This window comes from Aquirufa novilacunae, from assembly GCF_045310505.1.
Classification (GTDB): Bacteria; Bacteroidota; Bacteroidia; order Cytophagales; family Spirosomataceae; genus Aquirufa; species Aquirufa novilacunae.
The window spans coordinates 155,837-175,575 of the sequence record NZ_JBEWZG010000003.1 but is presented as its reverse complement, the minus strand read 5'-3'; the positions used below and the strand labels follow the sequence as shown (position 1 = coordinate 175,575).

The window sequence follows — 19,739 nt, the reverse complement described above, 5'->3', positions numbered from 1 at the left end:
AAAGCACAAAGCATAAAGAAGAGTATGGAGTAGAGAGTATAGAGCAGAGATGTTCGAAGTAATCTTAGAGAGTTTTTTTAAATGTAAATCACAAAATTATTGCGCAGCACAATTTTAGATTTACATTTAAAAAAACGAGTTTATTTTGATTTAACCCTGCTCTTCTCGGCCTCTAACCCCGTCGCTCTTTCTCGCGCACCTTTAATGGACATATTGCCAAAACGGTAGGTAAAGTTTAAGCGTACCACACGGGAATCTTGGCGTGGACGAACGACGATATCTAAGTCACCGTATTTGATAAATACATCTGGGTTTGACGTGTAAAGAACATCTTGCGCGTTTAGGCGGATGACACCGCGTTTGTTCATGACTGTTTTTTGGATCCCTAAATTAAGCGCTCCTCCTGCTCCAAAAATAAAGGCACTCTCCAGACCTCCGGAGAAGTAATTTCCACCAATTTCGAGGCGGTAAGCTTTGGGCAAGGTAAAGATGTGATTAGAGCTGATGTAAAATTGATTGTTTATAGGGCTAAGGTTCGCATTTTCTACTTTTCCTGTTAGTTCAGCGCGGTTAAAGTAGATGTCGTTGTTCGAAGACCACCATTTCGCGATAGGGATCGGTAGAGAGAAACCGAGGCTATAATTCGTGCGCTCCGCCATGTTCGCCGTGGTCTGGTAAGATTTTCTAGCCTGTGTATCTTGTTTCAAAATTTCAGTGATCACATTCGTGGTATGGCTATAGCCTAAAATGGTGCTGAATGCGCCCATATAGGTGTGGCTCAATTCGATTGAATTAGTTAGCTGAGGAGTTAACATGGGGTTACCCACTTTGAATGTATAGTTATCCAAGAAGAAGACGAATGGATTTAAATCGCCATAGCTGGGACGGTCGATGCGGCGGGAATAATTGAAGCCGAGGCTATGATTTTTGGACAAATCATACTGAAAGAAAGCACTCGGAAAAAGTTGCGCATAATCGCGGTGGAAAGTGGAATCTTTCGAATTAGCCGTGTAAGCTTCAGATAATCCATCCGCCACGGTCCACTCACCACGCAAACCAATCTGGTAGCTGAACTTGCCAATGGCACGTTCAGTATTCAAGTATGCTGCATGAATTTGTTCCGTATAGACGAAGTGATTGCTTTGGCCTGTCAAAAAAGTAAAGGCAGGATCACCCTCATTTTTTCCCTGGAAGCGTAAATCGTTATCCGTTTTAACATAGGACGATTTCAACCCCGTTCCCCACTTCGATTTTAGAAAAGAAGGCAGCACATAATCCAACTTGAAAGAATATTGGTCAACGAATGATTTCGAGTTATTCAACAATAAAGAATCCTGTTTCAAAGGACTAAAGTCACCACGCTGAAACTGAGAGCGCAAATGGGAACCACTATTGTCCACAAATCGCGCATAATCTAAATCAATGGTTAATTCGCGACCCGTGCTGTCATAAGTATGTTTGAAATTGAAATTCGCCGCGTAATTATGGCTCGGATTTCCCACATTATTGAAGGTATTTAAGCGGGTCAAAGCGGTTCCAGCACTCGTATATTGAATGGTCTGATTCAATCCGTCGTGCAAAGTAAATTGATTGATGTTTCCAGATACTAAAACTCCTAAAGTCGTTTTCTTTGAATAATACCAGTCCACACCCCCTTTTAATTGCGTCGTTTGGTTCTCATTTTTAAATGCATACCCGTTTTCCCATACCTCATTTTGGGCTCTAAAATAACGCGTTAAATAGTTGCGTTCTAATGAAGTCCGGTTGACCACAGAGCCATTGCCAAACCAGTTCCATCCATTCTTTCGGTAATTCAAATTCACCCCGGTACTTTGGCGAGAATAAACTCCCTGGGCTAACGTTGCATTCGCAGATCCGTTTAAGCCGATATTCGAGTTCTTCTTCAATTTAATATTGATAATCCCACCCGTTCCTGCAGCGTCATAACGGGAGGAAGGATTCGCCATAATTTCCAGCTGAGATACCTGGTCTGCAGGTAAATTTTTCAAATAATTCGCCAAGTCCGCCCCACTTAAATAGGAGATTTTTCCATCGATCATAATCGCAGCGCCTGACTTCCCGCGCAATGAAATATTGCCGTCCTTATCTACAATCACACCCGGAGAACGTTCTAATAATTCCATCGTGGTATTTCCCGCCGCCATCGCCGAGTTCTCTACATTCACGATCGTTTTATCCAGCTTTTTTTCGATAAACGGTTTCGTAGCCGTCACTTTGACTTCCGCTAATTCGGTGCTTAATGGCAATAGGGTAATGGTACCTAGGTCGATTTTGGAATCTGCCGTTATTTCCTCTATGGTGATTTTTGTGGGCTTCCATCCAGTGGATTGTAAGGTCAAAGTAAAGCGACCGAGCGGTAGTTTGGAAACTTTCAATTCCCCGTTTTCATCTGTATTCATCCCCTTAACTAGGCTAGAATCACTGGTTTTTTTCAATAATACCGTAGCAAAAGGCAAGGCCTCTTTATTGGCATCTTGAAGACGAAGGTGTAAGGAATTTTGGCCAAAAGCCGTAATTGAACTAACAAGTAATAATAGCAAAAATCTCATCTAGGCAATGTTAATGAAAAACGAAGATGCAATTTCTGATAAATTGGTTGCCTAATGAATAAGTTATTGATAATCGGTTAATTTCCCATTTAAAGCACAAAGAATAAAGCACAAAGCATAAAGTTGGAATCAAAAAAAGGGCCGAAGCCCTTTTTTTGATGGTAAAGTGATTTTGTAAAGCACAAAGAATAAAGCACAAAGCACAAAGATGGCTTTTAAAAGTATAGTAATCTCTACTCTATTTTATTCTTTATGCTTTATGCTTTATTATTTTGAAACCGTAGGTTTTAGTCTAAAAACCATCCCCGGATTCTCCACCCCAATGTACAAGTAGCCATCGCGGCCTTGCTCCACGTTGCGCATTCGTCCCACGTTGACTAAAACTTTTTCATGTTTCACCACTTTGTTGTTCTTCACCTCTACGCGGTTCAAATAGTTGAAACGTAAGGATCCGATCATTAGGTTGCCTTTCCAAGCCGGGTATTTATCACCCGTCACAAAAGTCAAACCAGATGGTGCGATAGAAGGGATGAAATAGGAGATAGGTTGCTCCATGCCTTCTTTTTTAGAGATAGCCGAAATCGGTTTCCCATCATAATTGATACCGTAAGTAATCACCGGCCAGCCATAGTTTTTGCCAGCCTGAATGATGTTAATCTCATCACCACCACGAGGACCGTGTTCCGTTTCCCAAATATCGCCCGTCCATGGATTTGTCGTTAATCCTTGTGGGTTGCGCTGTCCATAAGAATAAACACTTGAATTCTTGAATGGATTATCAGCAGGAATCGTACCGTCATCATTTAAACGGTGGATTTTGCCGTTGTCATTATCTAATTTCTGTGGGAACACTTTCTCCATTCCACGTTCACCTACCGAGAAGAATAGATGTCCTTGTTTGTCGAATGTGATGCGAGACCCAAAGTGGAGTGATGTTTTCGTATACGGCTTCGCTTCGAAAAGTTCTTGTGATTCTACCCATTGATTGTCTTTAATTTTACCCCGAACAATGGCGGTCGTATTCACTTTAGATCCATCTTCCATTTTAAACTTCGAGTAGGACAAATAGATCCAGCCATTCTTCTCAAATTGTGGGTGCAGAGCGATATCTAATAAACCACCTTGACCTTGTGAATAAACGGAAGGCGTCCCTGTGATAGCTGTTTTGTTACGTTTTTGGTCTACCTGATATAATACACCTGAACGATCAGAGATTAAATAATCATTTGAAGGCAATTGTACAAAACCCCATGGGCTATCTAAACCGGTTACAATTGTATCTAGAGCGATCGTCATTCCCTCTGATTTGAAGATATTCGAAGTGGGCTTGTTCGCGAATTTGTATTGCTCCACACCGGCTAAGTTTTCGACGATTAAATCGGCTAATTTTTCGATTTCCTTCGGAGTTAACACTTCTTTCCAGGTCGGCATACCTAAGTCAGGATACCCGTGCGTGATGCTATTTAAAATATCGGATTTTTTATCACCGTGCTTCCATTTGCGGTCCACGAAAGCTTCCACTTTTTCTCCGTGGCAAGACGCACAGTATTTGGTATAATTCACCTCAGCAGGCTCTTCAATCACAGCAGGTGCCTTTGTTAAAGACATCGTGCTCAAAGCGGCCATCGCAATCAGGCCAATAAAGGATATTTTTTTAATCATAGCTTGGTATTTTTCAGTCACGAAGCTAAAAATTAATTTCTATATTTCTATCTTTAAAGCTTACCTCATTCAACATATGAAAAAAATCTTACTCGTTCTCTTATTTGCGTCGCTAACTGTGAGTGCACAGGTTCCTAGTCCAAAATCGCATTTTGGTTTTTCTATCGGCGATAATTACCATTTATCCACGTTTACGCAGACGGAGGCTTACCTAAAAAAGGTGGCGGCATCGTCTAATCGGGTGAAGTTGCAGTCGATTGGAAAGACGGAAGAAGGCAGAAATCAGTACATGGTGATTGTTTCTGATCCGTCGAATATAAAGAATCTAGCTAAATACAAGGCTATTTCGCAGCGTTTGGCACGAGCAGAGGGCCTGAGTGAGTCTGAAGCGAAGGCTTTGGCCAAAGAAGGAAAAGCCATCGTCTGGATCGACGGCGGTTTGCACGCCACAGAAACGGTGGGAATCCACCAGTGGATCGAATCCATTTATCAATTCACCATCCGAAATGACGAGGAAACAAAACGCATCCTCCAAAACACGATCATCCTCTTCGTCCACGCAAATCCAGATGGCCAAGAATTGGTTTCGAATTGGTACATGCGCAAGGCAGACACGCTGAAACGCTCGACGGATAATTTGCCACGCTTGTACGAAAAATACATCGGACACGACAATAACCGCGATTTCTACATGATGAATATGAGCGAGTCCACGAATATGGCCCGCCAACAATACATCGAATGGATGCCGCAAATCTTGTACAATCACCACCAAACAGGTCCAGCAGGTACCGTCGTGGCCGGTCCTCCTTACCGCGATCCTTTCAACTATGTCTATGATCCCCTTTTAATTACGGGAATCGACGCACTAGGAGCAGCCATGAGTTCTCGCTTGAACGCGGAAGGAAAGCCAGGTTACACGATGAAATCAGGATCTGTTTATTCAACCTGGTGGAACGGTGGATTACGTACCACGGCTTATTACCACAACATCATTGGTTTATTAACCGAGATCATTGGCGATCCGACACCATCCACTATTCCTTTGGTCCCAAACCGGTTGATTCCTAATTCGGCCACCCCATTTCCGATTACACCACGTAAATGGCTCTTCAAGAACTCGATTGATTACTCGCTTTCCTTGAACTATGCAGTCTTAAATTATGCGACGCGTTACCGCGAAGAGGTCTTAATGAACATCTACAAGATGGGTAAAAAATCCATTGACTTAGGATCGCAGGATTACTGGACGATGTCGCCTAATAAGGTGGAAAAACTAGCGGAGATTTCGGGGGGTAACTATAAGAAGAAAGCGGATAGTTTATTTGCTGCTGTTTACACGAATCCAGCCACGCGTGATGCACGTGCCTATATCGTGACGGCTGACCAATCGACTTCGGGTATTGCGTTTATCAACATCTTAATCAAGAGTGGTATCCGCGTAGAGAAGGCAACGAAAGCCTTCGAAGTAAATGGAAAGGCCTATCCAGCAGGTTCATATGTAGTGAAGACGAATCAAGCTTTCCGTCCTCACGTGATTGATATGTTTGAACCACAAGATCACCCAAATGACTTCCAATACCCAGGTGGGCCTCCAGTGCGTCCTTATGACGCCGCAGGTTGGACGCCAGCATATACGATGGGGATTCAGTTTGATCGGATTTTGGAAGAGGTAAATGGGCCGTTCGAAACGGTACCTTATGGGGAGCTTCAAAAAGCGAAACCAGCCTTCGTAACAGGGGCTTATTATTCATTCTCGACTTCGGATAATGCCTCATTTACTTTGTTGAATGATTTATTAAAAGCGGGTATCGAGGTTTCGAAAAACGCATCCGCTTTTTATGTAAAGCACAGTGCGACAGCGGCGGATATCTTATCGAAGGCGTCTGTGAAAACACAAGTATTGAACGCTTTACCTGCTACCGTTTCGGCTAAAGTGGGGACGAAGCGTGTGGGTCTTTGGGATACCTATGGGGGATCTATGCCCTCTGGATGGTTGCGTTGGATTCTAGAACAACACCATTTCGATTTCAAATTAGTGTTCGCAAAAGAAATCGACAAAGGCAACTTACGTTCGAAATTCGATGTGTTGATTTTTGTTAAAGGAGCCATTCCAGGCTTAAAAGCAGAACCAGCTAATGAATGGGACGAAAAAGATCCAGTCGAGGCAGATATCCCAGCCGAATTCCACGAGACGATGGGTAAAATCACCGCTGCTAAATCAGTTCCAGCTCTTCGTGCTTTCTTAGAAGAGGGAGGAGATATCATTACCATCGGTTCAAGTTCAAATCTAGCCTATCACTTAAATCTTCCAGTGAAGAATGCCTTAGTGGAGATGGTAGCAGGAAAAGAGCGCAATTTACCAGGTGAGAAATTCTACATTCCGGGTAGTGTGATGCAAGTAACGGTGGATCAAAATTCACCAGCTAACTGGGGAATGGCGGCTAAAGCTGATGTCATCTTTGCAGCTAGTCCAGTCTTTAAATTATCTCCAGAGTCTATCTCACATGGGGAATTAACTCCTTTAGCTTGGTTCGCATCTGAGAAGACCTTACGTAGTGGATGGGCCTTTGGTCAAGCGTATTTACAAGATGGAGTTGCTGCTTTTAAAGCGAAAGTGGGAAAAGGAAATCTGTATGTATATGGTCCAGAAGTAACGTTTAGAGGCCAAACACACAGCACATTCAAAATGGTATTCAATCAATTATATGAAAACAATCGCTAAGATTATTGGGGGTATTTTTATAGCCCTATTTGCAGTTATTCTATTCTTCGCTGAAGCCGATCGTCCTGTGGAGGAATTGATCCCCCTCTATGCGAACAAGGATTCTAAATTCATGCCCATTATGGGGATGAAGGTACATTACCGAGATGAAGGAGTGGCGACGGATACGTTGCCATTGATTTTACTGCATGGGATGTCCTCTTCTTTGAATACATGGGATAATGTGGCGCTCTACTTAAAACGATACAAGCGGGTGATTAGTTTGGATTTACCTGGTTTTGCACTAACGGGACCTTCACCGGAAAACAACTATGATTTCCCCTATTATTCCAAGTTTATCGATTCCTTTGCGACGCGCTTAAAGATCAAGCGATTCATTTTAGTCGGTAATTCGATGGGTGGAGCCATTTCCTGGAACTATGCGCTTCATAATCCGTCACGATTAGCTCAACTGGTTTTGATCGATGCAGCGGGTTACCCCAAAAAAGGAGAAAGTGGCTCACTCGGATTTAAGTTAGCGTCTACTCCAGTTATCAATAATTTATTGTTATACGTTACGCCTAAATCTTTAGTCCGTAAAAGTCTAGAATCGATTTATGCTGATCAATCTAAAGTGACAGATGAGCAGGTGGAACGATTCCACGACATTGCCATTCGGGAAGGAAATCGCGCGGTAGCTTTGCAGATTTTCAAAGGATCTTTCCACGGAGATTACAAGCGCATAAAAGAAATCAAGACGCCTACGTTCGTTATATGGGGTGCAAAAGATAATTTAATTTCTGTGGATAACGGGGCAGAATTTATGAAGGATATCAAAGGAAGTAAAGGAGTGATTTTTAACGTAGGTCATGTTCCTATGGAAGAAGTGCCTTTTGACGTGGCTTTATCGATATATAAATTTGTTCGGTAGGACTTTTCAGTAGAAAATCTTATCATTGTATCAATTATAGACAATAAACCTATTTAATCATGAAAAGAATCTGGCAACTCACTTGCCTACTAGGACTTATCGCGTCCAGTACATTTGCACAGACTGACTTTAAGATGGCCGTTCAGGCTAAAATCGAATCAGGAATTATCGAGGGTGATTACAATACCCAGACTGGTATTCAAACTTATTTTGGCGTCCCTTTTGCAAAACCACCGGTAGGTGATTTGCGTTGGAAAGCACCCGTTCCGGCAGAAGCTTGGTCAGGCGTTAAGAAAACGAAAGCTTTCGGACCTCGACCGGTACAAGCGATTGTTTTTGGGGACATGGGATCTCGTTCAGTAGGTTTGAGCGAAGATTGTTTGTATCTGAATGTTTGGTCTCCCGCTAAAAGAAATACGAAAAACTTACCTGTATTGGTCTATTTCTATGGAGGTGGATTATTTGCGGGTGATGCCTCTGAGCCGCGTTATGATGGCGAAGCGATGGCGAAACAAGGAATCGTGGTGGTGACGGTGAATTATCGTTTGGGGCTTTTCGGATTCTTCGCACACCCAGAATTGTCTGCGGAGGCATCCTATAAAGCCTCTGGAAACTATGGTTATTTAGACCAAAATTTGGCCTTGAAATGGGTTCAAAAGAATATCGCTGCTTTTGGAGGAGATCCTGCAAAGGTGACCATCGCTGGAGAATCAGCGGGTTCCGCTTCAGTATCAGTCCAAATGGCTTCTCCGCTTTCAAAAGGCTTAATCGCCGGAGCGATTGGAGAAAGTGGTGCGGGTATTAATCCGACGATGGCACCTATGCCTTTAGCGCAAGCAGAGAAGGGTGGTGTGGCATTTGCGGAGAAAGCAGGAGCGAAGTCTTTGAAAGATCTTCGTGCCATGTCTACGCGCGAACTATTTGAGATTGCGCAAGAGACGCGTTCAATGGGCTTCCCTACGGTGGTAGATGGTTATTTCTTACCCAAAACCTTACCTGAATTATTCAATGCAAAACAACAATCAATGGTTCCACTTCTTTTAGGTTGGAACTCTGCTGAAATCCCTGGTGGCGCCTTTATGCAAGGAAAGCCGTATACGCACGATAACTATGTTTCAAAAGTGAAAGAGGTGTATCCTGCTGATCACGAAACCGTTTTGAAATTATATCCATCGGGTTCAGAGGATGTGATCGAGCGTTCGGCTACGGCTTTAGCGTCAGATCGTTTCATTTCTTACAGCACGTGGAAATGGTTTGATTTACATCGCAAGAATTCATCTCAACCGGTTTATCGCTACTTGTATTCTCGCTTCCGTGCTCCCTTAGTGGATAAGTCGGCAGCCTCAGGTTTAGCGGGTGGAACGGTGAAAGCTGATCCGAATGCACCTAAACCGCGTCCTGCAATCGGTGCGCCTCACGCTTGTGAGATCGAGTATTGCATGGGTAATCTGCACTTAATCAAGGATTATGCGTTTACGGCAGATGATTATACGGTGTCCAAAACGATGTTCGGTTATTTCGCGAACTTCATTAAGACGGGAAATCCGAATGGAGGAACTTTGGCAAACTGGCCAGCAGCAGCTCCATTAGACAAAGAGCCGGGTGTAATGGTCATCGATGTAGAATCGAAAGCCGTTAAAGCGACTGAAGATGCGCGTTATGAATTTTTAGATAAACAATACAAAAACTAATCAAGATGAAAAAATTGACCTTAGCTTGTGCTTTGATTTTAGCCTCAGTGGGCTTGAAAGCACAAATTACAACAGGTAAGGACGTTGCTGTTGTAGCAACGGACGCAGGTAAAGTGCGCGGCTATGTTCACAGCGGCATTTATACCTACAAAGGTATTCCATACGCGGAGGCGGCTCGTTTTGAGGCTCCTCACAAACCAAAGCCTTGGGCTGGTGTTCGTTCTTCTTTATCATATGGCCCTGTTTCGCCTTTAATCGACGAAACGACTCAGGTAAATGATGAATCAGAATTCGTATTCAACCACAATTGGGGTTTCACAAATGAAGATTGTATGCGCATTAACGTGTGGACTCCAGGTATCAATGATGGGAAGAAACGTCCGGTAATGTTCTGGATTCACGGTGGTGGTTTTACATCAGGTTCTGCAGTTGAATTGCCGTCATATGATGGAGAGAATTTAGCCAAAAAAGGCGACGTCGTAGTCGTTTCCATCTCCCACCGGTTGAACATTACAGGGTACTTAGATTTATCCGCTTATGGCGAGAAGTACAAGTATTCAGCAAACAATAGCGTGTTAGATATGCGTGCGGCTTTGGAATGGGTAAAAGAAAACATCGGCTCTTTCGGGGGTGATGCGAAAAACGTAACCATCTTCGGTCAATCAGGTGGAGGCGCGAAGGTTAACACTTTAATGGCGATGCCTTCAGCGAAAGGTTTATTCAGCAAGGCAATCAATCAAAGTGGATCTTTCCGTTCTGAGATGTTAAACAAAGCAACAACCCAAAGCATCACAGCAGAGGTTTTAAAAGCCTTGAACATCCCTGCTGCGAAAGTGGATAGCTTACAAACGATTCCTTACCCTGTTTTAGCTTCAGCAGGCAAGAAAGCGTTGGCAGTAGTGGCAGCGCAATTAAAAGCAGCTGGGAAACCAGTAGGTGGATTCGGCTTAAGTTGGGGTCCATCGGTAGACGGCGATGTATTGCCTTACCAATTATTCTCGAAAGAGGCGTTTGAATTATCGAAAGACGTGCCTTTATTGATCGGTACGGTGAAGAATGAGTTTATGCCTTCGATCATGAGTGGTATGTCAGATGCTACTGCGGAGCAGGTGGAAGGATACATCAAACGAGTATATGGTGACAAAGCGGATGCCTTTAAAGCGGCGGTGAAAAAAGCCTACCCTAATGACACGAAACCATCTGATTTAATGGATGTGGATGTGATGTTCCGTCCGGGTGCGGTGGTTCAAGCAAAAGAGAAGTCTGCCTTGAAAGCGGCGCCGGTTTACATGTATTTGATGACTTGGCAATCGCCTGTGATGGACGGAAAGTACAAAGCTTTCCACTGCATGGAATTGCCTTTCTGCTTTAATAATATTGCGCGTTGCGAGGAGATGACTGGAGGCGGAAAAGAGGCCTATGTCTTAGCGGATCGCATGAGTTCGTCTTGGATTAATTTTGCCAAAACTGGAAATCCAGCGCACAAAGGTATTCCAGCTTGGCCTACCTTCGATGCAGCAGGAACTGCAACGATGCACTTCGATAATACCTGCGTGGTGAAACCGCAGCAGGATGCGGAGCTCTTCAGCTTAATCGCTAGATAAATTGATGCACATTAAGTAAAGAGGCCCTTCGTGAGAGGGGCCTTTTTTATTAGTAATAAAAATGATTAGCTCATTTTACCTATCGCACAGCTGACGTAGGATTTAGCTTGTTTAAATAGTGAATTGTCACCTCGCTGTGGATAACCCATTGAATTCAAGGAATCGATTACTTCGCTTAGCTTGTAATGATCACCCGTAAGGCTGATTTTTTCTTCTTCCTTATCGATTTCTACTTTCGTGATTCCTTTAATTTTCTCTAAAGCCTGCTTAATGCTGGTCATACATCCGCCACACTTGATGTTTTCTACAAAAATCTCTTGCGTTTTCATGGTGTTATTATTTGTTTAGTCAAATGTAGGCTATCTTTAAGCGATAAAAGGTGATATATATCACTTCTAAAAATATGAAAAAACACTTTTCGCTAGCAGACCTTCAGTCCTGGGAACGCTTCACCCGTGCTAATTTGATTAATACACTGAGTGGCTTTAAGAGCTTGTCGTTGATTGGGACCGTGAATGGCGAAGGTGTTTCAAATCTTGCCGTTTTTAGCAATATTGTACATTTAGGGGCTGATCCAGCTTTGATTGGTTTTGTTAATCGTCCTTTAGCTGCAGCGCCGCATACCTTGTCGAATATCCAAAAGACGGGTTTTTATACGGTGAATTTAGTGACCGAGGCGATGTATAAACAGGCCCATCAGACGAGTGCGAAATATCCGGATGGGGTTTCAGAATTTGAGATGACGGGCTTGACGCCGGAGTTTAAAGAGGGTTGCCTTGCGCCCTTTGTGTCAGAATCTCCGGTGCAATATGTTTTGAAATTAGAGCAGGTGATACCGATTGAGTTAAATAACACTTTTTTTGTGATTGGGTCCTTGCAATCGATGTACTTTCCGGAAGAACTGATGGAGGAGGATGGCTTTTTGGATTTGGCCAAAGCCGGAATCTTAACCTCCCTAGGCACCTCCGGTTATTATAAAACAACGAAAATAGACAACTTACCCTATGCAAAAGTTAAGTAATCTGGTAGACGAATTAGCGTCCTATATTCCACAGTTAGAGGCCAGAAATGAGGCTGTTTCTGCTTCCTCTGTAGGCTGGCAAATCGAACATAGCTTATTAGTTATTTCTTCTGTGATCGAAGGGGTTAAGAGATCAGATCCGTCGAAATACAAATGGAGTTTTCGACCTATTAAATATTTGATTTTTTGGCGAGGTAAAATTCCAAGAGGTAAAATAGGGGCACCTAAAATAGTTATTCCAGGAGAAATAACACAGGATACATTGCAGGCTCACATAGCGCTATGTCGTCAACGATTAGATGAATTGGAACAATTGGGGGCCGGACATTATTTTACCCATCCGTTTTTTGGAGATTTAAGAATGGCGGATACGCTTTCTTTCTTGTTTATTCACACGGAACATCATTTGAAGATTATTCGGGTCATGCTGGCGCACTAGCGCACTTTCCGGCAATATATCCGGTTGTCCAGGCAGATTGGAAATTGAATCCGCCCGTGACGCCATCGATGTCCATGACCTCGCCTGCAAAGAATAGCCCAGGACACTTTTTGCTTTCCATCGTTTGGACGTTAATGTCTTGTAAATCCACTCCACCAGCGGTCACAAATTCCTCTTTGAAGGTCGTTTTGCCTTGCACCACATAGCGGTCGTTAATCAGTGTATTGATGAGTTTATTAAGCGCTTTCCCCCCCAGTTCATTCCAGCGAAGGCTGGTCTTGATTTCATTTTTCTCTAACAGATAGACCCAAAGGCGATTTGGCATTGGGAATGGATTCAAGTTCGCCACCATTTTAGCACCGTGGTCTTTGATGACTTGTGCGATTTGCGTTCTTAAATTGTCCTCTTTCGTGTCATCTAACCAATTGACTAGGATGGCACATCGGTATTCTTTTTCGGCAAGAATGCGCGCTCCCCAGGCGGATAATTGCAAGATGGCCGGGCCGCTCATACCCCAGTGGGTGACGAGGAGGGGGCCTTGACCGATGAGTTTTTGGCCTTCAATTCGAACACGAGCTTTCTCCACTACGATACCCATGAGGTCGCGAACAGGTTCAGCCGGCATATTGAACGTAAACAAGGAAGGAACCGGAGGAACAATCGTATGTCCCACATCTTCAAGCCAAAGCAATCCCGACATCTTCGGCTGCCCACCCGTCGTCACAATCACGCGATCTGCATCGTATTCCGTGTCTTTGCAATGGATACGGTAGCCTTTCGGTGTCAGCTTGATTTCGTCTACAGATTGACTGCTGTGTAAGTTGATGTGAAGCCGTCTAGCTTCGGAAAGGAAGCAATCGATGATGGTTTGAGAATCATTCGAAAGCGGAAAAATACAGTTGTCAGGATAGGTTTTTAGTGCCACACCTCTGCTCTCCAGCCATTCGACCATCGTAGCGGCATTAAAGACTTCAAAAGCCTTGCGAAGAAATTTCTCCCCTCGCGGATAGTTTTCAGAAAGTAAACGAGAATTAAAGGTGGCATTCGTGACATTGCAACGACCTCCACCGGAGATCTTCACCTTTCCGAGAAACTTAGAGGTTTTCTCCAAAATAGTCACCTCCGCCTCCGGGTTATGTTCTTTTGCCGAAATAGCCGCAAAAAAACCAGCCGCTCCACCACCTATGACAATTATTTTCATTGGATGAATTTATCGAGGATTTCCCTTTCGATGTTCGCGTCTTCTATGAAGTGTGTCTTACTCATGTACAAAAATAACAAAAAAGCCGGGCAAAATGCCCGGCTCGAATTTTAATCTGCTAAAGTCTGGTAGACCATTTGGCGTAGACTATTGTGGTATTCCCAGGTGAAATTACTCTCTTGGGTCATCAATAAAGCAATCAATTTTTCCTTCGGGTCTATGAAGAAGTGTGTATTATTTGCCCCTCCCCAATAGAATAAGCCATTGGATGCCGGTGTTTTCGTAGCTGGACCATCCGTAACTACGGCAAATCCAAGTCCCCATTCCGTCCCAGGCGTTTTAAATAAATCCCCTGTGTGGTTTGAAGTCATTAATTCCACCGTCTTGCGGCTTAGGTATTGTTTTCCTTTATAGGTTCCGCCGGCCAGCATCATTTGGCAGAAAGTAGCATAATCTGTAGCCGTTGAGAACAATCCATTCACTCCACTCCAAACAGTCACATTCTCATACGGAGGTTGATTCGCCGCCACAGAGATCGTACCATTCTTACCCTTGGTATGCAATGCTACAATCTTAGACTGCTCTTCTTTAGGTACATTATAACCTGTATGTTTCATTTCCAAAGGCTCAAACAAGCGCGACTTCAAAAAGTCATTCACACTCATTCCAGAAAACTTTTCAATTAACACACATAGCACATCTGGACCCGCACTATAATTCCATTCCGTCCCCGGCTGAGCTAATAGCGGGTATTTCGTCATATTCGCCACCCGTTCTTGAATCGTTTTGATACCCGGTTTAAAATAGCCATTTCTGAATCGAATCTGCACCGGATTTTGTTCCAAACCATGCATCAAACCACCACTATGGCTCAGCAATTGCGTGATAGTAATCTCCGATTTTAATGAATCGGTAGGTGCATCTGGACCATCAGTTACGCTACGAATGACGCGAAAATTCTTGAATTCTGGCAAATATTTCGACACCGGATCACTCAACTTAAAATATCCTTCCTCATACAACATCATGAAAGCCGTCGAAATAATCGGCTTCGTCATCGACTGAATATAGAATAAATCATCGGTCGTCATGGGCGTTTTAGTCGCTACATTTTTATAGCCCAAAGCCCCCTGGTGAACCACCTGCCCCTTATGAATGATCATCGTCACGGCACCCGGAATATTTCCCTTATCCATTTCGGATTGAACAAACTTTTCTAATCGCTTCACGCGATCAACATTAATGCCAGCTACGATTTTAGGTGCTTGCCCTTGAATTTCACCTACGATTAGGAGGGTGAAGAGGAGGAGGAAGAGTTTAGTTAGTTTCATCATTTTTTTAGTGAGGAATAATTATCAGTTAATTTAATTAATTATACTTAATTAAAGGTTACATTTATAAAACCAAGGTTACATCTGACCTCTATTATTCCAAATCAAAGAATAAGTACTTACCCCAATTACTCAATTAACATTAACCTTACCCGTAGCTTAGAGAATGCTTCTTATTTGCTATAGTTCTATTGTTTTTTAATCTGATAGGGTCGAATCCGAAAATCCTTAAAAGAGTAGGAGCTATAGTGTAAACTAATTTAAAATGAGAAAAATTGTCTTTTTCATGGGTTTCAGTTGTTTGTTGTTTTTGAATTCTTCGTGTGTGAAAAGTAAGGAAGAGGCCGAATTGGTAGGGCAAAATGCTGAAAATCGACAAGCCTTTATTCTACGTAACGTATCTATGGTTGCTGAAATCCAAAATTTCATGCGGGAAAACCAAGAATTTATTTTAGGTAACCAAGAGAAAATTGTCAAACAGTACGATGGTAATTTGTACGAATTTTTGTCCGCCGTTAAATCTGAAGACGCTCAGTTCAATCGTGTTATTTTGCAATTAAAGCGAAATGATCGATTAAATCAGGTCTATTATTTGAGGAATAAAAAGGTTTCGAGCGAGGTGATTATTTCAGAAATGAAACAACAAGAGAATACCTATACAAAAATGCTTTTGGACGATTCCGGAGATCGCAAAACCTGTATGGCTTTGTATATGCAAAATGCCTCAGATTGTAGATTGACATTTCTAAGAGATGTTACTATTTCTGTTCTATCTGCTGGTTTTGGAGGAATAGGTTGGGGGTTAATTACATCATTTAATGCAGGATGGGGTTTAATCGAATGCCAAAACCGAGCACAAAGAAATTTTGATTATTGTTTGGGAAATATTTAATAATTAAACTCAATCTATATGGAAAACAACGTAAGTCTTTATCTAAAAAAGTATGGCATAGCCTTGTGCTTGATTATTAATCAAACCATTTGCATTTACCTCTTATCTTATCAGAGTGATTTTAAAAGTCCCAGAATTTACCTTCACCTGATAACGCTCGCAACGATAGCACTTATAGCCATTAAATACCCTGAATACCAGCGAATTCGATGGGGGGCAATGCTTATTATCGCAGTTTTACTCTTGATTTTTTATTTGATGGAGGTCAAATATGCGGTATGAAAAAGGGCAGCCTTTACAGCTGCCCTTTTATTTTATTTCCCTTTTTTCTGTGCCGCTAACCATTCCATAATGGTAACTGGCTTGCCATTTACGCGAACTGGCGATCCGTCTAAATCGGTTCTTGGTAGGTTTTCATGTAGATAAACCCATGACCAGTGGCCATTGTATTGAAAGCCTTTGCCACCATAGAAATTTGTAATGTCATTCACTTGATCATAATAAGTGAAATGTACATTTTTCGCGCCTGCTTTACGAAGACGGTCGAACACAGGAACGACTGTTAAGTCAGGAACGGTGGTTTTGTCGTCTTTGGAATGAACAAACCAAATAGGCACATTCTTGATCTTTTGAATATCGCTATCCGAGATATACTCAGATTTATAGGCTAAAGCACTAATGTAACCCGCCGCAAAATAATCCGGATACAAGAAGATCAGTTTCAAGGCCATATAACCTCCATTCGAGCAACCACCCACATAAATACGGCTGGCATCAATTCCTGGATTTGCTTTGACATAATCCTTAATTAAAGCCATTAAACCTTCATTGTAAATGTCATTGTCTTTTCCTTGAGTTCCCACGCCTTGTGTATTGTGCATCCAAGCGCCTGGACATTGAGGTGATAAAACATAAGCACCCTCGAAAATCGATTGGATACCTTCTCCTGCATAATTTGCTGCTTTGTTTCCCAAAAGAGGAACTGTCGGATCCGTTCCACCTTCTCCACCACCATGCAACCAAATGATTAATGGAGCTTTATCTTTCTTCACTTTGGGAGTGAAAGTGGCGTAAGACATGGTTAATTTATCACTATAGGTATATTTCCCAGTTAAGTCAAATTGATCTACTAGAGGCATGATTTTACCTGTTGATGTATCCCAAACTTGCCCTGATTTAGTCTGAACGATCGTTAACGAATAATCTACCCACACATTTCCTTTGCTTCTTTGGTATTGAAAAGGGGAGCTGATCGCAATTTGTGGGCCCACAGATAAAACAAGTGTGATATTTTTGCCCGTTTTTACGCGGGAACCAATCTCATCAGAAACATAGGCAGTCACGATATCACGTTTGTTATCGGGGTCAGCTATAGGTCCAGTGCTTGATTTGCGGCTAGCGAAGACGGTGTAATCCGCCACATTGACTTTCGAGGTGGTATCATTTAAAGCTAAAATGACTTTGTTTACGCCTGCACCCCAATCGAATCCTTCGACGACGATCTTGTAAGTGCCTGTGGGTTTAGCATAGCTGCAGAATGCCAATAAGGCCAAGAGCAGCGTTAATAAAGAGTACTTTTTCATAGATATTAGGTTTAGTTTATAGTTTCTAGTAATTCTAAGGCTTTGCGGGTGGGTAATTCTTTGGTTTCAATGACCTTGTCAAGGATTTGGACTTTTTGATCTTTGGTATTAAATGTAGGCCAAACCTCTAGGCCGGCTCCATTCGGATTACCAGTCTTAGTAAAGTTAACCCAATACGAGGACATTTTTTGGCTTAAAACCTGATCGATTGCTTCGAATGGACGATTCACTGTTTGCAAATTTGCATAGGCATAAGGCACCTCACCGGTATGAAATGCTCCGTATCGAGTAGATTCATCATAACCTGGTACAGCTCGGTTGAAGTTATATACATAAACGGGCGCTTTGCCTTGTAGGTTCTGTTTCTTTGCCCAGGTATGGACTTGTACCCCAAAACTCTCATCGCGTCCTAAGTCCAAAGATCCATTCGGTCCATAAGCAGCTAAAACTTCAGCTCCTCGTGTTCCAAACCTCTTTTCTAATGTTGTTTTAAATACTTCTGGTTCTGCTGCCTTTGCACTTAAACGATCTTCAGAATTCCAACCCACTAAGATGGGAACATCGTTTTGAAGTCCTTTGGAATAAATTTCTGGCATAGCTAATGGTAAAACATAGCCGTCAGAATAAGGGGAAGCATTGCCACCTGCTTTCTGAATCGCATCTGCAGATAAGGCACGCAAATCCGCTAGTGATTTAGCTCCTAACGTAGTCGCCCAGTCCAGGCCATTATTTTCTGCTTGAGCTTTAGTAATTGCCGGTCTTAATGGACTAGGAAGCATGCTGGCGCCACTTTCTGCAATAGCACCCTGAAAAAGACCTTTTGCTAAAGGGGAGGCACACAAGAAGTTCACGGCAAAAGCTCCAGCTGATTGTCCCGCGATCGTCACTTGATTGGGGTCACCACCGAAAGCGGAAATATTCTCTTTTATCCATTTTAACGCCGCAATCATATCTAGTAGTGCATAATTTCCGGATGATCCATAGGCTGCCTCTGCACTCAATTCAGGATGTGCTAGAAACCCAAAGATGCCCACGCGGTAATTAATACTGACAAATACGATGTCTTTCTGGGCCATGTTTTCTCCGTCATAAATAGGGCAGGCGGCCCCGCCACTTCTGAATCCACCTCCATAAATGTATACTAATACTGCTTTTTTGCCTTGAGGTGATTTAGGAGCCCATACATTGAGGTATAAACAATCTTCACTGATGGGTGATTCTGGAATGAGGAATTCAGAGGACCAAAAAGCAAAGGGTGTCGGTTTAGCTTGCATCGGGCTAGGTCCGAATGCTTTGGCTTCTTTAATGCCAGACCATGATTCCATAGGAACTGGAGCCTTCCAACGCAATTCACCCACAGGTGGTTTCGCAAAAGGAATACCTAGGAATTTTTGAATGTTAGTTTTCGGGTTAAAGGTTCCAGAAACGGTCCCTTTCGTTGTTTGAATTATCACGTTCTGTGCATTTAGACTGAACGTAAATAAGACGAGGAGTAAGATTTTTTTCATGATTAATAAGTCAATTCACATTTCTCTCCATCGCACATCTTTCGAATGTCGCCGGAGTAGATGTTTTTTAGGTCTGATTTTAATAGTTCGCGTTTTTCTAGGGATAATTTACGCAGTAGTTTGCCCTCTGCGAAGCGACGGGTTTGGGTTTCATTTTCTAAAATGAGGCCAGGGACTTCGGTTAGGGCACCGTCGTCGTTCTTTGCTGCCATAGTGAAGTAGCAAGAATTAGTGTGGGTGACTACCCCCGTTTTAGGCTTTAGTGATTCGATGCGCATGCCGATGATCATGGTGGTTCTGCCCACATAGTTAACGGAGGCTTTGATGGAAACTAGGTCACCTACTTCCACTGGGTTGAAGAATTCAACGCCTTCCACTGCAACGGTTACGCAATAGTTGCCGCTGTGTTTTGCTGCGCAGACATAGGCGACTTTGTCCATTAGGGAAAGGAGAGTGCCCCCGTGAATTTTGCCGCTAAAGTTAGCGAAGGCGGGGATCATTAATTCGGTGATAGTGGTCTCTGAATCGGAGACTTTCTTAGGGCTCAGCATAGTACATGTTTAACTATCACTAAGCTAGCTAAATTTTGGCCATAAAAAAAG

General features: G+C 42.8%; 15 protein-coding genes. 7 read left to right on the top strand and 8 right to left on the bottom strand.

Annotation, left to right across the window (positions count from 1 at the left end; translation table 11 throughout):
• Positions 1 to 140: 140 nt before the first annotated feature.
• Together V7S74_RS08950 and V7S74_RS08945 are read right to left on the bottom strand one after the other, a co-directional pair.
• On the bottom strand, positions 141 to 2,570 hold the full coding sequence (locus V7S74_RS08950; protein WP_406778415.1) for a TonB-dependent receptor: 2,430 nt from the start codon (positions 2,568 to 2,570) through the stop codon (positions 141 to 143).
• Between the two features lie 267 nt (positions 2,571 to 2,837).
• A complete protein-coding gene (locus V7S74_RS08945; RefSeq protein ID WP_406778414.1) occupies positions 2,838 to 4,232 on the bottom strand; it encodes a PQQ-dependent sugar dehydrogenase in 1,395 nt (464 codons plus the stop codon).
• A gap of 76 nt (positions 4,233 to 4,308) precedes the next feature.
• Here V7S74_RS08945 and V7S74_RS08940 point away from each other — a divergent pair, with 76 nt between their 5' ends.
• From V7S74_RS08940 to V7S74_RS08925, 4 genes are read left to right on the top strand one after another with little or no spacing between them, the layout of a single operon-like run.
• Positions 4,309 to 6,957, top strand: a complete 2,649-nt coding sequence (locus tag V7S74_RS08940) for a M14 family metallopeptidase (protein ID WP_406778413.1) — start codon at positions 4,309 to 4,311, stop codon at positions 6,955 to 6,957.
• Entirely contained in the window at positions 6,941 to 7,867 is a 927-nt protein-coding gene (locus V7S74_RS08935) for an alpha/beta hydrolase (RefSeq protein WP_406778412.1), read from the top strand. The genes V7S74_RS08940 and V7S74_RS08935 overlap by 17 nt, the downstream gene beginning before the upstream one ends.
• 59 nt (positions 7,868 to 7,926) lie before the next feature.
• Positions 7,927 to 9,558, top strand: coding sequence for a carboxylesterase/lipase family protein (locus V7S74_RS08930; protein WP_406778411.1), 1,632 nt, complete (start codon positions 7,927 to 7,929; stop codon positions 9,556 to 9,558).
• A 5-nt stretch (positions 9,559 to 9,563) separates the two neighbouring features.
• On the top strand, positions 9,564 to 11,162 hold the full coding sequence (locus V7S74_RS08925) for a carboxylesterase/lipase family protein (RefSeq protein ID WP_406778410.1): 1,599 nt from the start codon (positions 9,564 to 9,566) through the stop codon (positions 11,160 to 11,162).
• A gap of 65 nt (positions 11,163 to 11,227) precedes the next feature.
• Here the strand turns inward: V7S74_RS08925 and V7S74_RS08920 are convergent, their stop codons facing one another.
• Positions 11,228 to 11,491 (bottom strand): heavy-metal-associated domain-containing protein, encoded by a 264-nt coding sequence (locus tag V7S74_RS08920; protein ID WP_406778409.1) that lies wholly within the window; start codon positions 11,489 to 11,491, stop codon positions 11,228 to 11,230.
• 74 nt (positions 11,492 to 11,565) lie between these two features.
• Between V7S74_RS08920 and V7S74_RS08915 the strand changes: the two genes are divergently transcribed.
• Together V7S74_RS08915 and V7S74_RS08910 are read left to right on the top strand one after the other, a co-directional pair.
• Positions 11,566 to 12,183, top strand: a complete 618-nt coding sequence (locus V7S74_RS08915) for a flavin reductase family protein (protein WP_406778408.1) — start codon at positions 11,566 to 11,568, stop codon at positions 12,181 to 12,183.
• A complete protein-coding gene (locus V7S74_RS08910; RefSeq protein ID WP_406778407.1) occupies positions 12,167 to 12,622 on the top strand; it encodes a DinB family protein in 456 nt (151 codons plus the stop codon). Before V7S74_RS08915 ends, V7S74_RS08910 begins: the two co-directional genes overlap by 17 nt.
• Here V7S74_RS08910 and V7S74_RS08905 read toward each other — a convergent pair.
• Both V7S74_RS08905 and V7S74_RS08900 read right to left on the bottom strand, forming a co-directional pair.
• Entirely contained in the window at positions 12,606 to 13,823 is a 1,218-nt protein-coding gene (locus V7S74_RS08905) for a BaiN/RdsA family NAD(P)/FAD-dependent oxidoreductase (protein ID WP_406778406.1), read from the bottom strand. The two genes, V7S74_RS08910 and V7S74_RS08905, sit on opposite strands and share 17 nt — an antisense overlap.
• 110 nt (positions 13,824 to 13,933) lie before the next feature.
• Positions 13,934 to 15,157, bottom strand: coding sequence for a serine hydrolase domain-containing protein (locus V7S74_RS08900; RefSeq protein ID WP_406778405.1), 1,224 nt, complete (start codon positions 15,155 to 15,157; stop codon positions 13,934 to 13,936).
• A 262-nt stretch (positions 15,158 to 15,419) separates the two neighbouring features.
• Between V7S74_RS08900 and V7S74_RS08895 the strand changes: the two genes are divergently transcribed.
• Positions 15,420 to 16,046, top strand: coding sequence for a hypothetical protein (locus V7S74_RS08895; protein WP_406778404.1), 627 nt, complete (start codon positions 15,420 to 15,422; stop codon positions 16,044 to 16,046).
• A gap of 314 nt (positions 16,047 to 16,360) precedes the next feature.
• Here the strand turns inward: V7S74_RS08895 and V7S74_RS08890 are convergent, their stop codons facing one another.
• From V7S74_RS08890 to V7S74_RS08880, 3 genes are read right to left on the bottom strand one after another with little or no spacing between them, the layout of a single operon-like run.
• Entirely contained in the window at positions 16,361 to 17,629 is a 1,269-nt protein-coding gene (locus tag V7S74_RS08890) for a prolyl oligopeptidase family serine peptidase (RefSeq protein WP_406778403.1), read from the bottom strand.
• Positions 17,630 to 17,640: 11 nt separating this feature from the next.
• Complete coding sequence (locus V7S74_RS08885; protein WP_406778402.1) at positions 17,641 to 19,137, bottom strand: carboxylesterase/lipase family protein; 1,497 nt, start codon at positions 19,135 to 19,137, stop codon at positions 17,641 to 17,643.
• 2 nt (positions 19,138 to 19,139) lie between these two features.
• On the bottom strand, positions 19,140 to 19,688 hold the full coding sequence (locus V7S74_RS08880; protein WP_406778401.1) for an acyl-CoA thioesterase: 549 nt from the start codon (positions 19,686 to 19,688) through the stop codon (positions 19,140 to 19,142).
• Positions 19,689 to 19,739 lie beyond the last annotated feature (51 nt).